Annotated in this window: 19 protein-coding genes and 1 pseudogene; 4 read left to right on the top strand and 16 right to left on the bottom strand. The window is 68.5% G+C overall.

Translation table 11 applies throughout. The annotated features are described in order from the left end of the window. Positions 1-12 precede the first annotated feature (12 nt). Together ACWCPI_RS37620 and ACWCPI_RS37615 are read left to right on the top strand one after the other, a co-directional pair. Entirely contained in the window at positions 13-159 is a 147-nt protein-coding gene (locus ACWCPI_RS37620) for a hypothetical protein (protein ID WP_451042455.1), read from the top strand. Continuing rightward, positions 156-683: a hypothetical protein gene (locus ACWCPI_RS37615; RefSeq protein WP_451042454.1), complete on the top strand. Its 528-nt coding sequence runs from the start codon at positions 156-158 to the stop codon at positions 681-683. The genes ACWCPI_RS37620 and ACWCPI_RS37615 overlap by 4 nt, the downstream gene beginning before the upstream one ends. 449 nt (positions 684-1,132) lie before the next feature. Here the strand turns inward: ACWCPI_RS37615 and ACWCPI_RS37610 are convergent, their stop codons facing one another. After that, a complete protein-coding gene (locus tag ACWCPI_RS37610; protein ID WP_451042453.1) occupies positions 1,133-1,393 on the bottom strand; it encodes a hypothetical protein in 261 nt (86 codons plus the stop codon). A 233-nt stretch (positions 1,394-1,626) separates the two neighbouring features. Here ACWCPI_RS37610 and ACWCPI_RS37605 point away from each other — a divergent pair, with 233 nt between their 5' ends. Next, positions 1,627-2,127, top strand: coding sequence for a hypothetical protein (locus tag ACWCPI_RS37605; RefSeq protein WP_451042452.1), 501 nt, complete (start codon positions 1,627-1,629; stop codon positions 2,125-2,127). Positions 2,128-2,297: 170 nt separating this feature from the next. On the opposite strand, the gene ACWCPI_RS37600 is transcribed toward ACWCPI_RS37605, so the two are convergent. The 13 genes from ACWCPI_RS37600 to ACWCPI_RS37540 form a co-directional block, all read right to left on the bottom strand. Next, entirely contained in the window at positions 2,298-2,543 is a 246-nt protein-coding gene (locus ACWCPI_RS37600) for a hypothetical protein (RefSeq protein WP_451042451.1), read from the bottom strand. Between the two features lie 568 nt (positions 2,544-3,111). Further along, a complete protein-coding gene (locus ACWCPI_RS37595) occupies positions 3,112-3,675 on the bottom strand; it encodes a GNAT family N-acetyltransferase (protein ID WP_451042450.1) in 564 nt (187 codons plus the stop codon). A 482-nt stretch (positions 3,676-4,157) separates the two neighbouring features. After that, positions 4,158-4,781 carry an ankyrin repeat domain-containing protein gene (locus ACWCPI_RS37590; RefSeq protein WP_451042468.1) on the bottom strand — a complete coding sequence of 208 codons (624 nt, stop codon included), beginning with the start codon at positions 4,779-4,781 and terminating at the stop codon, positions 4,158-4,160. A gap of 363 nt (positions 4,782-5,144) precedes the next feature. Beyond that, positions 5,145-6,326: a carboxylate-amine ligase gene (locus ACWCPI_RS37585; RefSeq protein WP_451042449.1), complete on the bottom strand. Its 1,182-nt coding sequence runs from the start codon at positions 6,324-6,326 to the stop codon at positions 5,145-5,147. A 994-nt stretch (positions 6,327-7,320) separates the two neighbouring features. Further along, entirely contained in the window at positions 7,321-7,836 is a 516-nt protein-coding gene (locus tag ACWCPI_RS37580; RefSeq protein ID WP_451042448.1) for a hypothetical protein, read from the bottom strand. Positions 7,837-8,423: 587 nt separating this feature from the next. Further along, positions 8,424-8,990: a DUF4235 domain-containing protein gene (locus ACWCPI_RS37575; protein WP_451042447.1), complete on the bottom strand. Its 567-nt coding sequence runs from the start codon at positions 8,988-8,990 to the stop codon at positions 8,424-8,426. Between the two features lie 67 nt (positions 8,991-9,057). Then, positions 9,058-9,540, bottom strand: coding sequence for a DUF3618 domain-containing protein (locus ACWCPI_RS37570; protein WP_451042446.1), 483 nt, complete (start codon positions 9,538-9,540; stop codon positions 9,058-9,060). Beyond that, the gene (locus ACWCPI_RS37565) at positions 9,537-9,965 is read right to left on the bottom strand and encodes a phage holin family protein (protein WP_451042467.1); all 429 of its coding nucleotides are present in this window, start codon (positions 9,963-9,965) and stop codon (positions 9,537-9,539) included. Before ACWCPI_RS37565 ends, ACWCPI_RS37570 begins: the two co-directional genes overlap by 4 nt. 410 nt (positions 9,966-10,375) lie before the next feature. Further along, entirely contained in the window at positions 10,376-10,942 is a 567-nt protein-coding gene (locus ACWCPI_RS37560) for a phosphatase PAP2 family protein (protein ID WP_451042445.1), read from the bottom strand. 74 nt (positions 10,943-11,016) lie between these two features. Continuing rightward, complete coding sequence (locus tag ACWCPI_RS37555; RefSeq protein WP_451042444.1) at positions 11,017-12,081, bottom strand: YihY/virulence factor BrkB family protein; 1,065 nt, start codon at positions 12,079-12,081, stop codon at positions 11,017-11,019. Positions 12,082-12,140: 59 nt separating this feature from the next. Further along, positions 12,141-12,272: a hypothetical protein gene (locus ACWCPI_RS37550; protein WP_451042443.1), complete on the bottom strand. Its 132-nt coding sequence runs from the start codon at positions 12,270-12,272 to the stop codon at positions 12,141-12,143. 323 nt (positions 12,273-12,595) lie between these two features. Continuing rightward, a complete protein-coding gene (locus ACWCPI_RS37545) occupies positions 12,596-14,935 on the bottom strand; it encodes a GDSL-type esterase/lipase family protein (protein WP_451042442.1) in 2,340 nt (779 codons plus the stop codon). 367 nt (positions 14,936-15,302) lie between these two features. Next, positions 15,303-15,593, bottom strand: a complete 291-nt coding sequence (locus ACWCPI_RS37540; protein ID WP_451042441.1) for a DUF1330 domain-containing protein — start codon at positions 15,591-15,593, stop codon at positions 15,303-15,305. Between the two features lie 136 nt (positions 15,594-15,729). On the opposite strand from ACWCPI_RS37540, the gene ACWCPI_RS37535 reads away from it, so the two are divergent. Continuing rightward, entirely contained in the window at positions 15,730-16,695 is a 966-nt protein-coding gene (locus ACWCPI_RS37535) for an AraC family transcriptional regulator (RefSeq protein WP_451042440.1), read from the top strand. A 136-nt stretch (positions 16,696-16,831) separates the two neighbouring features. On the opposite strand, the pseudogene ACWCPI_RS37530 reads toward ACWCPI_RS37535, so the two are convergent. Next, a pseudogene (locus ACWCPI_RS37530) lies at positions 16,832-17,042 on the bottom strand (NYN domain-containing protein); the annotation flags it as partial. A 3-nt stretch (positions 17,043-17,045) separates the two neighbouring features. Next, on the bottom strand, positions 17,046-17,843 hold the full coding sequence (locus ACWCPI_RS37525) for a helix-turn-helix domain-containing protein (RefSeq protein ID WP_451042439.1): 798 nt from the start codon (positions 17,841-17,843) through the stop codon (positions 17,046-17,048).

Genomic DNA, 17,843 nt, shown 5'->3' with positions numbered 1-17,843 from the left:
CGTGGAGGCGTCATGGCAGGCTCACCGAGTCGTCTCGATGAAGGCGGCGAAGGGGCGCCGCGCTGGGTGAAGGTCTCGGCGGGAATCGCCATCGCCCTCGTGGTGGTGTTCGTGATCGTGCACCTGGCGGGCGGCGGCATGGCGGGGCACACGCCGTGACCCCGTTCCCGCCGCGGCTGCGGAAGCTGACACTCGCGCTTCACGTCACCACCTCGGTCGGCTGGCTGGGCGCGGTTGCGGCCTTCCTCGCGCTCGCCGTCGCCGGGCTGACCAGCAGCGCGCCTCAGACCGTGCGGGGCGCCTACGTGGCCATGGAGGTGATCGGCTGGTACGTGATCGTCCCGTTCAGCGTCGTCTCCCTGGTGACCGGCCTGGTGCAGTCGTTCGGCACGGTGTGGGGACTGCTGCGACACTACTGGGTCATAGCGAAACTCCTGATCACCGTTGTGGCAACCCTTCTGCTGCTGGTCCACATGCGGCCGGTCGGACACCTCGCCGACGCTGCCGCCCGGTCCGCCCTCGCGAGCGGCGAGCTGGAGGGCATGCGCATCCAGCTGATCGCGGACGCGGCCGCCGCCCTGCTGGTGCTTCTGACGGCGGTTGCCCTGTCGGTGTTCAAGCCGCGCGGGGTGACCAGCTACGGGCGCCGCCGCCGGCGCCAGCAGATCCCACAGCCAGGCTGACCCCCGCCGATCCCACAGCCAGGCTGACCCCCGCCGATCCCACAGCCACGCTGACCCCCGCTGGGGCCGGCACGCGGGTGCGGCAGGGTCTGCGCACCATGGCGCACGCCCGAAATCGCGCGTGTGATGTCGGCGTCGTAGCCGGAGTGACTCGGTCGGATCGCCCACCATGCCATCGGACAGGCAGGCGTCTGGATGCGCCGTACACGCCTGCCCCAGGCGATGCACTCCTCGATGCGGGCGGTGAGCTTGGCCTGGTCGATGTCGCCGAGACCACGAACACGCCCGGCCGCTCCGGATAGTCGTTCGGCGCGCTGTGCGGCGTCGGCCTCACTCCCGCGCGCCGCGCCGGACACAAGTCCTCGACACCGTCCGGCCCGTTCCTCATTTCGAGGCGTTCGCCAGTATCCTCTGGGCTCCTTGCAGGTCCCAGCCTCCGATGCCCCTTCTCAGGTGACGCTGTCCCCGGTCTGACCCAGGGGCACGGGAGCTCGACTCCCATCGTTCCTGCGCAACGGAGCAGTCGGAGCGGTCAATCGGGCAGTGGGGAGTCCCGGAAGCCCGTCGTAGGCGGGATCGCCGGGGAAGGCGATGGACTCGATGTGCTTCGCCGGGATCGCGTTGCGGTACAGGATGTCGGCGTTGGAGGGGGCGTAGCCGATGGCGTTGCCGACGAAGGTGTCGGCCGTGGACGCGGTGGTGGCCGGCATCGAGCAGGACCTCCCGCCCCTGATGAACATCGCGCCCCAGTCGAAGGCCAATGGCGTCCGTCTGTGGCTGCCGGTGCCGAATCGGTGCATTCCTGCATCGACAAGGCGGCATCTCCACAGGTACTGACTGAGCATCACATCGCCGCCCCACGGACGGGTGTCGCAGGGTGGCCTATGATCATCTTCTCCTGGGGGCCCGGAGGGGCACCCACCTGACTGGATATGAGGGCTGCATGCGCCGCTGGATGAGAATAGCCATGTTGACGGCGGCGGTGACGATGTTCGGCACGCACGCGGCCGTTGCCAGTGACACGGTGGGCTGGAAGGTCGTCGACACGAACTCCAGCTGGCACTGCGGCGGTTACGTTCAGCACTCCCAGACCGGGACTTACCCGTCAGGCTATGCCTACAGCGTCATGAGGTTCAAAGCCTGCACGGTGGTCAACGCCAGCGGTGGGGCGCAGACGGTACTCGTCGTTCAGAACGACAACAACGGCAAACTGGACAGCAACTGGTACATGGAGATGGGGCGCGTCATCTTCGAGTCGCAGCTTGGGGGCGATGTGTGGTGCGCACCCTCGAACTTGGCCCCGGGTGCCACTCGCGGTTGCTTCGGCCCCACAGTCCAGGTCGGCAAGTGCAGGTACGTGGACATTCCCGCGGTGCAGTTGAAGATCAACGGGCATACTGACGAGGCGTACGGGGTCAACTACGTGAAGACGCCCTGCTTCTGACGGTTGGGTGCAGCGCGGGAACTCACAGACCGCGCAGGAATCCACGTTCGGCATCAGTGCCGTGGCACTTTCCTGTCCGATCGCGGTTCGCGGGTGGGTGGGCTGCCCTTCGCCGTGCGAGGCGCCCCGTTTCCCAGTTGATCTCCTCGGCAGCTGACCGGCCGGCCACTCTAGGACGGCGCCCTCGAGGGCAGCCTGTGCTGGCCGTGCCGCGAGGAAGCCGCCGCCCCTGGCCGCCGCACGTCCAGCTCAGCGGGAAGGCCAAAGCCGAGGCGCTGCCTCAGCTGGTCGTCGGCCGCCTCGATGGCCTGCTCAGGGGCAGGCGGCAGCAAGGAGGCGTGGGAGACCGGGGCGTTCGCCCCCAGCCAGTCCGTGAGGCGGCGCCAGGCCGTCTCCAGATTCCGTTGGTCGCTCATCCCGCCAACCTACTGAGTCCTCGGTGGCGGCTGACGGTGGGTTTCGGCCCAGATGAGTCGCGTGCCGGCCAGAAAAGCATGCCAAGTCGGGCCCGATCAGGTACAAGCCGGGCTCGGGACGACGCTCATGCCGGAGACGACCGTGATGGACCAGTAACTGCGCGGCCCGGAGAAGACACGGGCGGGCGCCGACCTGTCTCCTGTGCGCCGGACTCACCCTGACGACCTCGGCCGGAGCGAAGCACCGGCCTGTCGTTTCCGACCAGGAGGTGATCCGTATCGAGCACGCGGCGTGGAGCACCGCGCTCACCCACCTCGATCCCGACGCCTTCGCTGACGCCCTCGTCCCGATCACCACTGCGGAGACCCGGGCCACCGCGGCACGCCGCACGCCGCACGCCGCATCCGCGAGGCACGACCTCGATCCGCGATCAGCGCAACGAGGTGCGTTGTACACAGCATTCCCGAATGCCGTGCCCTGGCAGGGGTCGGCCCCCACGTTTCCCCATCGGAACATCGGTCGTGCTGGGCGACGTGTCGGCTCCGCTGTCAGCCGCCGGCCGGCGACTCAGGGACAAGGCATGCTCATGTAGAGGGCATGTTCGCCTGATGAGGGAGTGCTGGCGTAGAGCGTCGTGTCCAGTCCGCAGAAGGCGAATCCCATCCGCCGGTAGGCGTGGATCGCAGGGGCGTTGATGTTGGTGACTTCCAGCCAGATGTGCCCGGCACCACGCTCACGGGCGAACTCGGCGGCGTGGCCCACCAGGGCACGGCCGATGCCCTGGCCCCGGTAGGGCGGAGCGATTTCGATGTCATCGATGGTCAGCCGCCGGTTCCACGGAGCGTAGGAGACAGCGGCGAAGCCTGCCAGACAGCCGTCGGTGCCGACGGCGACGAAGGTACGGCCGTTCGGATCCTCCTCGGCCGCGGAGTCGTTGCCGTCGTCGTTGTTCTCTGGTGGGAAGACTTTGTGGATGGGCCGGTCCACCGGGATCTCCTGGAGGGCGAACCCGTCCTCGGTGATGGTCACGTGGAAGATGGTGTGGGTGGTGAAGGAGCCGTCGAGTGCCTCTATGGCCTCGGTGTCCTCGGGCCGGGCAGTGCGGAACTGCATGTCGTCAACGGTCGCCATGGCATGAACCTACGGCCGGCTTGACCGGCAGGCATCAGGTTTTGGACGGGTTGGAACCGGCCGTCGGGACGGATTGCGGCGACCACCGCAGGCGGTATGCGAACACCTCGATTTCCTTCAGGTCCTCTGCCAGGACGAGATCACCCGCCGCGAGACCGTCGCCTTCTAGCGGCGTCCGCGACGGGTGCGATCGTTCACAAGGCCTGACCACATCTGGTACCGGTGCGTCGGGCCCACGTGCGGCTTTCGCAGGTGATACCGCCAGGGCGTGGGCAGTTCGGTCCGGGCAAGTTTGCATTCACCGCAGCGTGCGTGGACCGTGGGCGACCGGAGCGAGGCTCTGCGGCAGAAAGGGCAATCGCTGACCGGGCCTTTGCCCTGAATCCGTCCGGCCTCTGGGCGGGACGCCTTCGCGAACGCCGCTGGGCGGGCGACACCCACCCCGCCTGCGTTGGCCATTGACAGCGAACGTGGACCGTTTGTCAGTGGAGTTGGATGGCGGAAGGTTCATCCTCGATGCCCGCGGCATGCAGGGCGTCGATGATGAGCGCGTACCGTGCTGCGGCCTGTGGGGATCGTTTGGCGCCGGCCCGGGCCGCGCTCAGGGCCTTCGCCGTGGGTGTCGCGCCTCGGGCAAGGAGGTGGCGGAGCATGCGCACCTGTCCGAAGGCGGCCGCCCACTCAAGAGGTGTCTTGTCCTTCATCGCCCCATTGATGTCCGCTCCGTGGTGCAGCAGCACGTCGACGGTCTGCGGGTGGCCTGATTCCGTCGTGGTCGCCGCCAGCACCAGCGGTGTGGAGCGCATCCTGCCCTGGGCGCCGGTGGTGGCTCCGGCCTCGAGAAGGACCTGTACTACGGCCCTGTGTCCGTGCATCGCCGCCAGGCACAGCGGCGTGGACTCGTCGTACTCTCCTGCCTTCTGCTGCGGGTCTGCTCCTGCGGCAAGGAGCACACGAACGACGCCGGTGTGCCCCGCACACGCCGCGAGGTCCAGCGCTGTACGTCCCTCGCTGCTCGGGGTGTCCACCTCGGCGCCGTCGCCCAGCAACTGTGTCACCAGGTTCACGTCGCCGTTCCCTGCAGCACATGCCAGCTGATCCGTCATCTCCATACGTCGATCATGCCTCGTCATCCACGTGAAGAACGGTCCAGGTTGGATGGCGACGGCGAAGGACATTCTGACCAGTGTGAGGAAATTGCCGCCAGCCCCCACGCGATCGGGGAGCCGATGCTCGAAGTCGCGCCGGCGTACCTGGCGACACCGACGCGGCCGATGTCTTCGCCCTGCTGTGCGAGGAGATCCCCGAGCTGCCTGGCGCAAGTGCCGCCGGCGGTCCTGGTTCGGGTTCCTGGTCGCTCGGCCCGGCACAGGTGTCCCCGGGTCCTTGATCCTCGCCCCGCGCTCTCGAAGCGTGTCGTGCAGGCTGGCGGGTGGATGGCCTGCCCTGTCGGGCAGGCATGTTGTGGCTCAGTGTGTCTGCGAGGCGCAGGTGGCGTCGATGACGTGGTCCACGACGTCGTGGAGGCTGGAGCGGTGGCGGTAGGCGGCACGCTGCCGGTCGGCTCCGCCTCCTTGGATGCGCAGGCGATCCCAGTGGGTGTGTACCAGGTCGAGATCACCGTTGCGGCGCAGGGCAGGGGAAACGGCACTCAGCATGCGCTCGACCTGCGAGGTCTGAGAGACCAGTCGGCGGGTGACGGGGTCGAGGGCCTGTCCTGTAAGGCCGTCGCGTGCTGCCCGCCAGCAGGCCGCGCGCAGTATCTCGGGGGCGGGCTGGGGGGCTGGTTCACCGATGCGGATGGCACCGAGGGCGGTGGCGACGAGGGCGCGGATGACGGCGGCGAGCAGGATGGTGTCCTCGGTGGTGAGTGCTGCGTCGGCGACGCGTACCTCGACGGTGGGCTGGTGGTGGGAGGGGCGGATGTCCCAGTAGAGGCCGCCGTGGTCCATGACGGACTGTGTGAGGATGAGTTCTTCGACCAGGTCCTGGAAATGGGCGGGGGAGTGAAAGTACGGCGGGGGGCCGGCCGCCGGCCACCGCCCCCACGTGGTGGTGCGCCAGCTGGCATAGCCGGTGTCGCGGCCGTCCCAGTAAGGCGAGTTCGCCGCCAGCGCGGTGAGCGTCGGCAGCCAGGGCCGCAGGTGGTTGCTCACTTCGATTGCTTCGTGCGGATCTGCCACGCCGACGTGCACGTGACACGCACACGCACTTTGCTCGTCGTCCAGTCCGCGGAAGAGGGACAGGCTTTCTGCGTACCGCGGGTCTGGCGTGAGGGGCACGGGGGTGACCAGGCCCATGATCGGGGATCCGCTGGACGCGATGCGCAGGCCACGGCCGGCGGCCGCGCGTGCCAGAGCTGCTCGCGTGGCGCGGAGTTCTTCGGCTGCCTCGCTGAGGCAGGTGTGAGGGTTGGTACGGCTTTCGACCTGGTAGCGGGTGAGTTCGGTCCCGACGCGGTGGCCGAGTTCACCGGCGGCCGCGGCGGCCACTTGCGGGCCCTGGGGGCTGACGGCCCTGCTGCCGGGATCGACGAGGAGGAACTCCTCCTCCACCCCCACCGTCAGCGGAGCGGGTATTTCCACAGGGGCGTCGGGGCGAGCGGCAGGGACGTCGTCCGGCGGCGATTGCTGCTGCGACTGACTGGTCATGGTGTGGGCACTGTGGCAGAGGACGCTGCCATGCAGTTGGTGAAACGGCTTCCTCGTCCGGTTTTCGACCGAGTCGGCACGGGGCTGGATCGACAGCCAGTGCCACGGTCGCTTTCGAGAGGACTGGCCGAGGGCCCGGCTGAGGCTGACACCGGCGGGATGACGGGCGGGGCGAGTGCGGCGCTCATGACCGGCTGGGGACGGCGGCGGGAGAGGTCGGCGTCGGAGACGCCAACGGTCTCCGCAAGCGGCATCCGGACCTGGGAGCTCCCGGCCGCCGACGCGACGCTGCGGGAACGTTGGTCGGCCAGCCCCCGAGGTCGCGGACACGCCGTCGCCCTCGGGTACGACGCCGGTTGCGGCCGGCTTCCCGCGGGCCCGGAGCCGACAGCCTGGGCGACGAGACTGTGCGTGAGCATGCGGCGGGGCCGAGGCCCCGCAGACCGGTGGATGCGTGAGTCGGGCGGCGCGAAGAGCCTGAAGCAGCCGTGCGTGCGGCCTGGCGTACTCCCTGCGCATGCATGTCATCGAACGGGGTGGAGGCCGGCTGACGGTAGTGCGTCCCCTGTCGGGCGGCTTCCCGAGACACAGCCACGACGAGTATGTGATCAGCGTCAATCTCTGTGGTCTGAAGCGAGTCCGGCTCAAGGGCTGCCGGCGTCATGGCTCCACCTGACCTCATGCGGCTGTTCGATGGGAGTGGTACGTCTCGTTGCTCGCCGTCGACAACCCGGTGCTGCTCTACGACTCCGGGGGTTGAGACCGCACATGGGGCCAGCATCCCCACGACGGGCTGCGTCATGCGGCCGCATCACCGCGGCGGTCGATGTGGACCTGGGCCGACGGTGGCAACATCTGGGACGCAGTACTCGGTCGACAGCACCTTTGGTCGCGGTCGAGCTTTGTACTCCCATCTCATTCTGTATCAAGCAGTAAGGCCGGCCCGGGGGAGGGGGCGCCTCACCACCATGCGCTGTGACTGCTGAGCGTCTGGTCAGCCGTCGGCGAGTATCGAGTCGGCCGGGCGGGCGAGGGTCGGGTGGGCATGGGGGCAGGGCGTGGCAGAGGTGGTTGTGGGAATGCGCATCCGGCGCAGGAGATCACGGGTAGTGCGCTTGCGCAGCGTGCTGCGCCAGGCCAGCCCCGGGTGGCGGGACCGTAGGTGTGACAGCGCACGGGTGCCCAGGCCGGTGCTGTGGAAGCGCTCGTCGATGACGACGGCGGTGATGACACCCTGGGCGCAGTCAGTGCAGATCCGGTACTGGACCTGGCCGACGACCTGGCGGATGTGCACGAGGAGCAGACATTCCTCGCCCGGCCCGGGGCCGTCCGGGATGTGTGTGGACAGGAACTCGATGGCCCGGTAGGCGAGGATGTGGCGGCGCAGGCGACCGGTGCGTCGGCCTCGGCGTGCGTGCTTGGTGCCGTTGGGGCCGGGCGGCGATGCCTCGGTGGTGGGGCCCGAGCCGATCAGACCGCTGCTGGTGGGACGCGCATGTTGTCCGTGCATGACGTGTCGTGTGCCCAAACAGCCGACGGATACCCGTTCCAGCGCGCCGGGCACCCCGCCCGGGGCACCCTCTTGTCCCGGGACGGCCATGGCCGCGGACGCCGGGGGAAGGAGGCCAACTGCACCTTCCAGCCCGTCGTCGACGCGGGCGCCTGTCCCTGGAACCTTGACTGCCACATCTGCGACAGGTTCGTCATGACGGGCGCCGACCTCGTCTACTGGCACCGTAGACGCGACCACTGGCGCATGCTCGCCGAGGGTGGACCCGACCCAGCAACCCGGGACTACCTGGTCTTCGACCCCGCTGCTCCCGCGATCTACGGGCTGGAAACGCGCCCTGGCCGCTGCAGGCCTGCTGGAAGAGGGCCTCAGCCTCGACCGCCCTCGGCGTGATGGGCGCGTTCGTGCCAGGTCGCCTCTACGTGGTCGCTGACGTTCTCGGAGGTCCGGGCGAGATCCGGAGTGGCCACACGGGTGCCTTTCCCCGAGGGCTGGTCGCGCCTCAGCGTCCGGTACGGCCACCAGCGAGCTTTTAGGACGTCGTTGTGTTCAGCTCGCTGGGGTGGCTACTTCTTGTCTCGCACACGTCATTCGGACGGGTCGACCCGTGTTCGGAGCCGTTGCCAGCAGTTGTGGACGTGCTGCTCAGCCTCTCGCACGGTGCAGAAGGCGTCGTCAGAAAGCTTGGCCGGAGATGGCGGGGCCGTGTCGGCGCGGGGTGCGGTGCGGCGGCGCGGCGGGTGGGCAGCGCGGGCGCGTTGTGCTCGGCCGGGCTGGTGGAGAACTGCTGCCCGGGCGACCAGGATCGCGGCGATCACCGCTGCGGCTGTCAGTGCGGCAGCCGCGTGCTGATCGGACATGGCTGTGAGCGTCCTTCGTACGGGTTTACTGGTCGGGAGGCGGAGGGCCGGTATCCGAGTCGTACCAGCCCTCCCACCGCCTTTGCGCGTCAGCCGGGCCAGGTTCCGGTCGCCGACGCGTTGCGTGGCGCCGACGCGGTAGACGGCCGCCTTGACCGCGGCGAAGATCGCACCTTGCAACGTGGCGGCGAACAGCACCTCGCGCCAGGTGCGCTCTTCGTCAGTGGCGTACGGGGCGTCCTCGTCGCGGCCGAACGTCTTCCACGTCTGCTGGAACGAGGCTCGGGAGGGCATGCCGCTGACGGGGCCCAGGACCAGCCCGACCGACTTGTAGGCGATTTTCTTCTGTCTTTCATGCGACTCACCCCTTCCGGCGGCGGCCGGCCAGCCACATCACGACGGCCACACCAGCTGCCGCGAGCAGCAGGTTGCGGTTCTCCTTCGCCAACTGCGCCCCTTGGGCCGTCTTTTGCCGTACCGGCTCGGGCGCCTTCTCCTGCCACATCTGCCCGGCCTGGGCCGCCTTCGCCCGCGCTTGCCCGGCGGCCTGGGCGGCTTTGTCCTTGACCGGGTCGGGCAGCCTGTCCTGCGCATGGTGGGCCAGGTCGGCGGCCTTCGTCTTCAGTTCCCCTGCCTTGAAGGCGGCCTGCTCCCTAAGCTCGCCGGCCTTCGCAGCGGCTTGTTCCTTGACCTCGGCGGCCTTGTCCTGGGCGCGCGCCGTGACATCGGTCTTGGCCGTCAGCGCCTCGACCGTCTGCCCGAGCTCTTCGCGGGTCTGCTCGACCTGCTCGCGCAGCTCGTCGGGGCTGGCGGCGGTGGGCTCGTCGTGAGGCGGCTGCGTCATCGCTGGACACTCTCCTTGATCTGGGCCACGTCGGCCTTCACGTTCTCGACGGTCTGCTCGGGTGCGGGCGGCGTGGCCTGGTCGACCTGCTTCTTCCCACTCATGGCCATGATCGCGGCGATCACACCCAGCACGGCGGTGACGGTCAGCGCCGCCGCCCACACCGGCAGCGGCACCGCCAACGCGGCAATCGCGGTGGCGACCAGCGCCTGCAGCATCAGGAATCCGACGATGCCCGCGCCGCCGAACAGGCCACCGCCCTTGCCGTAGCGCTTGCCCTTCTCCTTCATCTCCGCCTGCGCCAGCCTCAGCTCGCTGCGCACCAGCTCGGTCAGCTGCTGCGAGGCACGCTGCACCAGCTCGTTCACCGGCTCGTCGTTGGAGCTGTGCTTGTCCCGGCCGGGTCCGGCAGGGCGCGGTTGCACGCTCGACACAGCGATCACCTCCCGTCTGTCTCGTCGCCCTTGGCCGGGACGCTGCGCGCCCCGGCCGTCCGTGAGCGGGCGAGTACCCCGATAGGACCAATCGAGGGCAGGCGGCTGGAGGGTGAAAAGCGTCATCGTCCGACAGCGGGCGCGGGTGAGAGGGCGTGCCGTAAGCAACGGCCCGCCCAGCGGAAGATGAACATGGTCCGCAAGGCTGCCTACGGCTCAGTCCGCCGCCCGGGTGTCCTGCGCGCAACTCGTCCTCAGAGCTCGCTGCGGTCTCCGCCGCCCAACGCGGTCACGCAGGTGCCCAGCCCACCCGGAACGCGGGCAATGCGCGTGATGATCAGGCAGCCCCCGGCGAAGTCGCCGAACTCCGGGCCCAGAACCTCGCTTCGTGCTCGGCGCAGTCACGGCCCTGATCGCTGAGAGTGCCAGTGGCGCAGGATCAGGCGGGGAGCATGTCGGCTGAGCCAGGCGCTGGCCAGGCCGATGGCGGCACCCGCGGCTACGTCGCTCGGGTAGTGGGCACCGCTTTGTACCCGCTCGATTGCCACCAGGGCGGTCGGCAGGGCACACGCTGCGCCGGCGGCCGCCCAGGTGGGTGCCACCGCGGCGGTGAACGCGACTGCGGCGGCAGTGTGTCCGGACGGGAAGGAGGAGGAGTCGGGGCGGTCGTCGACCTCGTCGTGGGGGAACCACTCCTTCGGCGGCCGGGGCCGGTCGGCCAACTGCTTGCACAGACCGTTCGACACCAGCTGCGCCACCACCAGGGCGCCCAGGCCGGTAGCCGCCGCCTTACGGCCGCGCCCCCTGCCCCACCACGCCATCGCGGCGGCGGCGCCGCACCACAACTTCGTGCTCTCGGCCGCCTCCTCCACTGCTGAGAGCACCTTGCCGACCCGGGGCGGGACGCGGGAAGCCGCCCGCTGCGTCACCAGTCGATCAGCGGCGTGCAACCCCGTCAGCAGCCTCATGAACTGCATGTATCCCGAAGTGCCCCGAAGCAAGCCGCTGGAGTTGACGATCCGCCTCTCCTGACTGGCGTGGGTCATTCGTCATCCAGTCGGCGCACGTCCTCTTCGTCCCACTTCCGGGTGTCGCGCGGCTCGGTGTAGGGCTCCTTGTCCGGCGGCAGGCCGCCCGCGACAGCCCGCTGTCGTACGGTCTCGGCGTCGAACTCCAGACCCAGCAGGATGGCCAGGTTGCTGATCCACAGCCAGACCAGGAAGACGATGACGCCGGCCATCGTGCCGTATGTCTTGTTGTAGGAGGCGAAGTTCGCGACGTAGAACGCGAACCCGGCTGAGGCGATCATCCAGATGAGCAGGGCGAGGAAGCTGCCTGGGGTGATCCACCGAAACCCCTTGACCTTGGCGTTGGGGCTGGCCCAGTACAGGATGGCGATCATGATGGTGACCAGGAGGACCAGGACGGGCCACTTGGCGATCGACCACGCCGTCAGCGCGGTGTCCCCGATTCCCAGAGCCTGCCCGGTCTGCTGGGCCAGGCCGCCGGTGAAGACCACGATCAGCGCGCTGACCACCGCAAGCACCATCAGGACAATGGTCAGTGCGATTCGAATGGGGAGGATCTTCCACACCGGGCGGCCCTCCGGCATGTCGTAGACACTGTTCGCAGCGCGCATGAACGCCGCGATGTAGCCGGAGGCCGACCAGACCGCCAGTGCCAGGCCCACGATCGCCATGACGGAGCCGACGCCGGCGTTGCCCTGGAGCTGTTCCACGGCCCCAGTGATGATGCTGCGGGCTGAGCCGGGGGTGAGCTGCTTGAGGTTGGCCAGCACCGTGTCGGTGGCCGATTTCCCGGCGATGCCCAGCAGGGACACCAATACCAGCAGTGCCGGGAACAGCGACAGCACCCCGTAGTACGTCAGGGCCGCCGCGCGGTCGGTCAACTCATCGTCCTTGAACTCCCGCAGGGCGCCTTGCAACACAGCGCCCCAGGCCCGCTTGGGCAGCTTCGTCGGTGCGTCCGGGGCCCGACGCTCGACCTCGGGCCCGGGCCCGGCCTCGTCGGGCGTCGGCATGTCGGGAGCCTGCACCTCGTTGTTGCCGTGGTGCGCTTTGTGCCATGGAAGATGCAGCTTCGCCATATCTCCCGGGTAACCCTCGGGGCCCCGCCTACGCCATCAGCGGCGCCCGGTGCGCAGCTTCAGGCGTCCAAGGCGTGGCGGAGGGTGGGGTAGCAGTGGATGATCTCGTCCAGTCCGACGAACTGCATCGTGCGCGGTACGGAATCGGGGCACACCGTCCGCTCCCAGTCCACCGCGGTCACCAACCTCATGGCGTAGATCCCCGGCGCAGTCACCGCCGGCTGGCTCAGCGAACCCCAAACCGAATCGCCCCTGCCCGGACCCGGTTTCACCCACTGCATCAACGTACTGCTCACCTTCAGGGCCAGATCAGAAGCGTGCGGCGACACGCGGGTGTTCGCTGAAGCGCCACAGTGACGGGAGCGTGGACCCAGGAGATGCTCGGTGTGTCCGTTGACCGTGCCCATGCTCGGCGCCGTGGGTCACCGCCGGGTTGGCGAATGCGGTGAAGGCGCCAGAGCACCGGACTGGCCGTCAGGCCGTTGTGCAGGTGTGTGCCGTCGCTTCCCTTACTTCAGATGTTTCCTCCTCGGTTGAGCCAGCAGCGGACGGATCCGCCGTCGTAAACGACGACGTAGTCGGCTTTCCCGTCGCCGCTGATGTCACGGAACGTCGACTTGTCGCCGGGGTATCCGGTGTCGTTGACGAAGTATTTGTGCTCGGTGAACCCGCCAGCGCCTCCGCCGCCGTTGTTGAGGTAGGCGTGGACGGCTCCGTTGCTGCCGACCATCAGGTAGTCGGCCCTGCGATCGCCGTTGACGTCGGCGAGGCGCAGCTTGTCCCGGGAGCCGTAGGACACCCCCGGAGCCCAGTTGAGCCGTTCCTCCCAGTGGATCAGACCGTTGTCCGTGACGGTGTTGAGGTAGGCGTGGACGGTACCGGTGTCACCGGTGCGCAGGTAGTCGTCACGGCCGTCGCCGTTGACGTCAGCGAAGCGGATGGCTTCACGCGTGGCGCCGGAGACCCCGGGGGCGATGGGCTTGCCCAAGGACCAGTCGATCCGTCCGTTGGCGATGCCTTGGTTTTCGAAGGCGAGGACTGAGCCATCAGGCCCGAGTTGCAGCCAGTCGTCGCGTCCGTCCCCGTTGATGTCGGCGAACCGCAGCCCGGCGCCGTCTTCAGGGGTACCGGCGGGAATGCCGGAGTTCACATCGACCCAGTTCGGTTTGCCGGGTGCGCCGGGAGTGTTCAGTGCGGCTCGTACTGCGCCATGGGGAGTGATGCGCACATAGTCGGCGCGGTTGTCACCGTTGAGTTCGACAAGGTCGGTCCGGCCCTCCGGATGCGTCATGCCGGAAGCGATGACACCCAAGGGGTTCCAGCCCGGGCCCGCCGCGGTGTCTGGATCGCACTTTTGTCCCGTTCCTGCGACCGGCGGCTGGAGCCAGCCTTCGTTCTCCACCAGATGGGTGACGTCGAGAAATGCCTGCGCCATCTTGCGGTAGCCGTCGTCGTTGGGATGCGAGCCGTCGACATCGGCGGTGGTCAGCTCCCCCATGTTGACCAGCATGACGTGCTTGCCTTGGGCCCTGCGCTGGTCGACGATGCGGGGCAGTTCAGCGTTGTACCGGTCGATCTTGGCCTGCATGCCTTCCTTGGTGGAGGGGATCAAGGTGGCAACCAGCACTGTGGTCTCGGGCGCATCGCGCAGGATCTGATCGATCAAAGCACCGAGCCGCTCGGGCGCGCTGTCGAGCTGGTGGTTCTGGTTCATGTCGTTGGTGCCGGCGTGCAAGGTGACCAGGTTGGGCCGATGCGCTCGCACCGAGCAGGCCGTCATGCGGGCGATCTCGTCGATCCGGAAACCGGGATGGCCCTCATGGTGGGGGTCGGCCATGTCACCGGACCGCTGGGATCCGACAAAGTCCACTGATCTCTTCATGATCCCCGAGATCCCGGTCAGGCTGTCGTAGTACCAGTAGCGGTAGCCGTTGCCGGTGGAACTGTTGACCCCATCGGTGATCGAGTCCCCGGTGGCCATCACGGTGGTGGGCACCGGCGGTGAGGGCGGCTGGCGAACGGGTTGGTCCAGGCCCACCTGCACCGGCCAGTGGTCGGACTCTTCACGCGTGAGCCGATGTACCGGAATACCGGGATCCAGGCGGTCGGCAACCACGTAGTCCAACTCCCGAAAAGCGGTTGCTTGCGTGGGCTGACCGGAGTTGTAGAACGCCGCGGGCGGAATTCCGGCACGGTTTTCCAAAGTTGTCGGAGTGACGTTGAAATCGCCACCCACCACCCAGTCGTAGGAGGTCCGGTCCGCCAATCCCCAGGCCGTTACCGCGTTGTCGATCCTGTCCAGCATGCCTGCGGAGTCACCGCCACCCTCACCGCCGTTGCGCGCGCTGGACAGGCCGTGGAAGGTGAAATACCAGGTCGTGCCGAACCGTACACCCAGCGCGCTACGGCCGGCCTGGACGCGGTTGGTGACCACACGCACCTGGTCCGGCACACCACGGCTGACGACCGAGACGTTGACCCGGCCGCCCGTGCTCGTGCCGCCGGTGGTGTCCGTCTGCAAGAAGGTCACCGTATAGGGCCCTCCGCCGGTTCTCTCGGTCTCCGGGTTCCACACGCTGCTTTGGTACCTGTGCCCATCGACCGTCCAGTGAACGGTCGATGGGATACGCCGGTTGTTCTCGTTGAGCAGGCTGGACACCGGACCGGGGCCCGACTCCTGGAGCAGCACAATCGATGCCTGCCGCAAGTACCTGCGCACTCTCTGCCAGTTGGCGCCGGTAATCCTCCCTGCGCTCTCACCTTGCATGTTCCAGGTGATGACCGTCATACGGTCCAGCCAGTCCGCGCGTGCCGCAGTCGGCGTGAGCACGACCGCCGTCAGCGATGTCGCCACGGCTGTCAACGCCAAGACCATCGTCAGCAGCGCTCTACGCCATCGCGCACCGTCCCACCGACGTAGCCACCGGACTCTCGGCCATAAGTGACGCATACCTGTGGCACCTTGCGGAGATCTCACTCGGTTTCCCTTTCGCTTACTGTTCCGGCACGGCATAAAACATGGGCATGCCAACTGGTGCGGATCGAACCGTACTGCCTGTCCACTTTGCAGGGCGTCTTGTTCCCACGTCCTCCGGCATGTCCCGGATGGTGGCGGTGCGCGGTGGGCCGGCATGCGGCGCCAGGTGGCCGCTGCTTGAGCCGATGAGCCGGCTGGGCTCCACCGCCGGGATGAGGTGGGGGACGCCGTACGGGCCGACTCGTCAGGCGGCTGTTCCGCCCACGACGACGCTGACCGTCGAGTAGTTGCGGCGGAGTGCCTTCAACGGTTGGTACTCCGGGGCGTCCCAGAACCGGCGGGCGGCATCCTTGCTCTCGAACTCGTGGATGACCAGGGTCGTGGGCTGCCAGTCTCCTTCGAGGAACACACAGTCGTCGTCGACGAGCAGGTTGCGGGCCCCGGCCTTCTCGATCAGAGGGGTCACGGCGTCGACGTACTGCTGGAAGCCGGCCGGATCGTTGACGTCCAGGTCGATCACCACGTATGCGGTCACTTCGCGTGCCTCCGTATGGGTCATCAGTGGGGTGATGCACCGACCGTAGGAGCCCGGTCCGAGGCGTTTCTATGCCTCAGACGCCGAGGAACATACGTGATCGTCCGGAACTCCGGACCAGCGGTACGGTGCCGCCATGGATGTGTTCAGTGATGCAGTGGCGACGATGAAGGTCGGCCGGGCGAAGGTGACGCGCTCCAGGCGTGCCGGCCGCTGGGGCCATCGCTTCGGCCCTTACCCGGGGGCGGGGTTCCACGTCGTGCTCGGCGGTGCCTGCTGGCTCGTCCGTCCGCACGGCGCGCCCGTGTGGCTGACCGCCGGTGACGTCGTCTTCCTGCCTCACGGAGCGGCTCATGGCGTGAGCAGCACCTCCGACCGAGCCCTGAACGAACTGCCCTTGGAAAGAACCGAGACGGCGGGCCCTGACCTCATCACGGACAGCGTCGCTGTCCCCGCCGACACAACCGACCCCGCGGACCACACGGTGCTGCTGTGCGGCGCCTACCGGCTCAACCGGGGATCGGTGCATCCCTTCCTACGGAACCTGCCCGACGTCATCCATCTGCCGGCCCGTATCGGCCGTCACGGCTCACTCCGTTCCGCCGTCGAACTGCTCGGCAGCGACGTGACGGAGCAACGTCCCGGCGCGGAGGCCGCGCTGCCCGCCCTGCTGGACCTGATCCTCGTGTACGCCTTGCGTGCCTGGCTGGACGAGCAGTGCCCACAGGAGTCAGGAGGCTGGTGCGCGGCCTTGAAGGACCCTGCCATAGCTGCCGCCCTCGACCATATGCACCGCGATCCCGCCCGCGCATGGACCGTCGCGGAACTCGCCGCGGCCGTCGGTCTGTCCCGCACGACCTTCGCTGCACGGTTCGGCTCCTACGTCGGCCAGTCCCCGATGGCCTACCTCACCTGGTGGCGCCTCAGTGTCGCCTCGCGCCTCCTGCGTGAGAGCGACGCACCGCTTGCGGCACTGGCGCGCCAGGTCGGCTACAGCTCCGAGTTCGCTTTCGCGCACGCCTTCAAGAAGGAGTTCGGGAGTCCACCTGGCGCCTTCCGTAAGATGCACGGCGCTCTCCACGAACCGCGATCGCCCAGCTGAACTGTGGCAAGCGCCAGCCGTGTCGAGCTACGGTGGAGGACGCCCCGAAGTAGGTGGGGGTCCTGGGGCGCGCCACTGGGCTCGACCGGCGCGGACAGCTCAGACGCGGGCTGCGCCGGAACGTCCAGCGGGCCGGCTCGGCCGCGGTAGTGGCCCGGGTGCGCCAGGCACGGTCCAGCAGATGCCGCTCGTCCGCTTCGGTGACCAGGTCCTCCGCGTGGTTGCAGGCCCCCGTCGGCGGCCTGCACAGCCCACAGATGGACGGTTACGCCGTGTTCCTTTGCCGCCGTCACCCCAGGCAGGACGCCACCGTCGCCAGTGATCAGAACGATGTCGCCGGCGGCTTTCCGTCAGCGGCGGGCGACGACCCGGCAGGGCTGCGGGGCCGGGAGGCGGCCGGTGAAGAACGACCGGGGCGGCACGCCCATCAGCGTGCGGAAATCGGACGTCATGTGGGACTGGTCGTAGTAGCCGGTGGCGACGGCGAGTTCGGCCCAGGGGAGGGTGACGGCGTGGGACAGCACCGTGCGCACCCGATCGATGCGGGCGTAGTGCTTGGGGGACAGGCCGACCCCCTCGGCGAACAGGTTGCGCAACTGCCGCTCGCTGACGGCGAGTTCGCGGGCCACGTCGCCCACCGGCCGGGGGAGCCGGCCAGTTCTGACCGACATCGCGTCGACACCGGCGCGCACGAGTTCCGTGCGCGAACGGTCGGCGGCGGACGCGAGCCGCTCGGGAAGCACGTCCGCGAGGTGCGCCACCGCCTCCTCCGGGTCCAGCCGCCCCAGTTCGGCGGCCAGCCGGCCCGCGGTGCCGCCGGGCAGGTCGCCCAGCGGAACCGCACGGCCCGCCAGCTCGACTGCCGGCACGCCGAGCAGGGGCCGGGTGCCACCGGGCGCCAGCCGCATCTCGAGGCAGGAGACGAACCGTTTGCCCTGGTGGTACGAGGCACGGGTGCGCGGACCGACGACCAGGGTGCTGCGGCGGCCGTCCTCCCCGAGGCGGAAGATCAGCTTCGTGGTGGCGTCCGGCAGGTGGACGTACGGCTTCGCCGGTTCCGCGCCCACGGACACGGGACCGATACCCGTGACCCACGGGTGCAGTGCCTCGGGTGTGCGCAGGACCTGCCGGGACATGGTGTTCGTCAC

It is taken from the genome of Streptomyces sp. NPDC001920 (assembly GCF_053594495.1).
This window is presented reverse-complemented; position numbering and strand designations above follow the sequence as displayed.

Excerpts from the sequence above, each read along its gene's own strand:
- ACWCPI_RS37620 (WP_451042455.1), top strand. The coding sequence starts at position 13 with ATGGCAGGCTCACCGAGTCGTCTCGATGAAGGCGGCGAAGGGGCGCCG.
- ACWCPI_RS37610 (WP_451042453.1), bottom strand. The coding sequence starts at position 1,393 with ATGCCGGCCACCACCGCGTCCACGGCCGACACCTTCGTCGGCAACGCC.
- ACWCPI_RS37605 (WP_451042452.1), top strand. The coding sequence starts at position 1,627 with ATGCGCCGCTGGATGAGAATAGCCATGTTGACGGCGGCGGTGACGATG.
- ACWCPI_RS37600 (WP_451042451.1), bottom strand. The coding sequence starts at position 2,543 with ATGAGCGACCAACGGAATCTGGAGACGGCCTGGCGCCGCCTCACGGAC.
- ACWCPI_RS37595 (WP_451042450.1), bottom strand. The coding sequence starts at position 3,675 with ATGGCGACCGTTGACGACATGCAGTTCCGCACTGCCCGGCCCGAGGAC.
- ACWCPI_RS37590 (WP_451042468.1), bottom strand. The coding sequence starts at position 4,781 with ATGACGGATCAGCTGGCATGTGCTGCAGGGAACGGCGACGTGAACCTG.
- ACWCPI_RS37585 (WP_451042449.1), bottom strand. The coding sequence starts at position 6,326 with ATGACCAGTCAGTCGCAGCAGCAATCGCCGCCGGACGACGTCCCTGCC.
- ACWCPI_RS37580 (WP_451042448.1), bottom strand. The coding sequence starts at position 7,836 with ATGCACGGACAACATGCGCGTCCCACCAGCAGCGGTCTGATCGGCTCG.
- ACWCPI_RS37575 (WP_451042447.1), bottom strand. The coding sequence starts at position 8,990 with ATGCCCTCCCGAGCCTCGTTCCAGCAGACGTGGAAGACGTTCGGCCGC.
- ACWCPI_RS37570 (WP_451042446.1), bottom strand. The coding sequence starts at position 9,540 with ATGACGCAGCCGCCTCACGACGAGCCCACCGCCGCCAGCCCCGACGAG.
- ACWCPI_RS37560 (WP_451042445.1), bottom strand. The coding sequence starts at position 10,942 with ATGAGGCTGCTGACGGGGTTGCACGCCGCTGATCGACTGGTGACGCAG.
- ACWCPI_RS37555 (WP_451042444.1), bottom strand. The coding sequence starts at position 12,081 with ATGGCGAAGCTGCATCTTCCATGGCACAAAGCGCACCACGGCAACAAC.
- ACWCPI_RS37550 (WP_451042443.1), bottom strand. The coding sequence starts at position 12,272 with ATGAGGTTGGTGACCGCGGTGGACTGGGAGCGGACGGTGTGCCCCGAT.
- ACWCPI_RS37535 (WP_451042440.1), top strand. The coding sequence starts at position 15,730 with ATGGATGTGTTCAGTGATGCAGTGGCGACGATGAAGGTCGGCCGGGCG.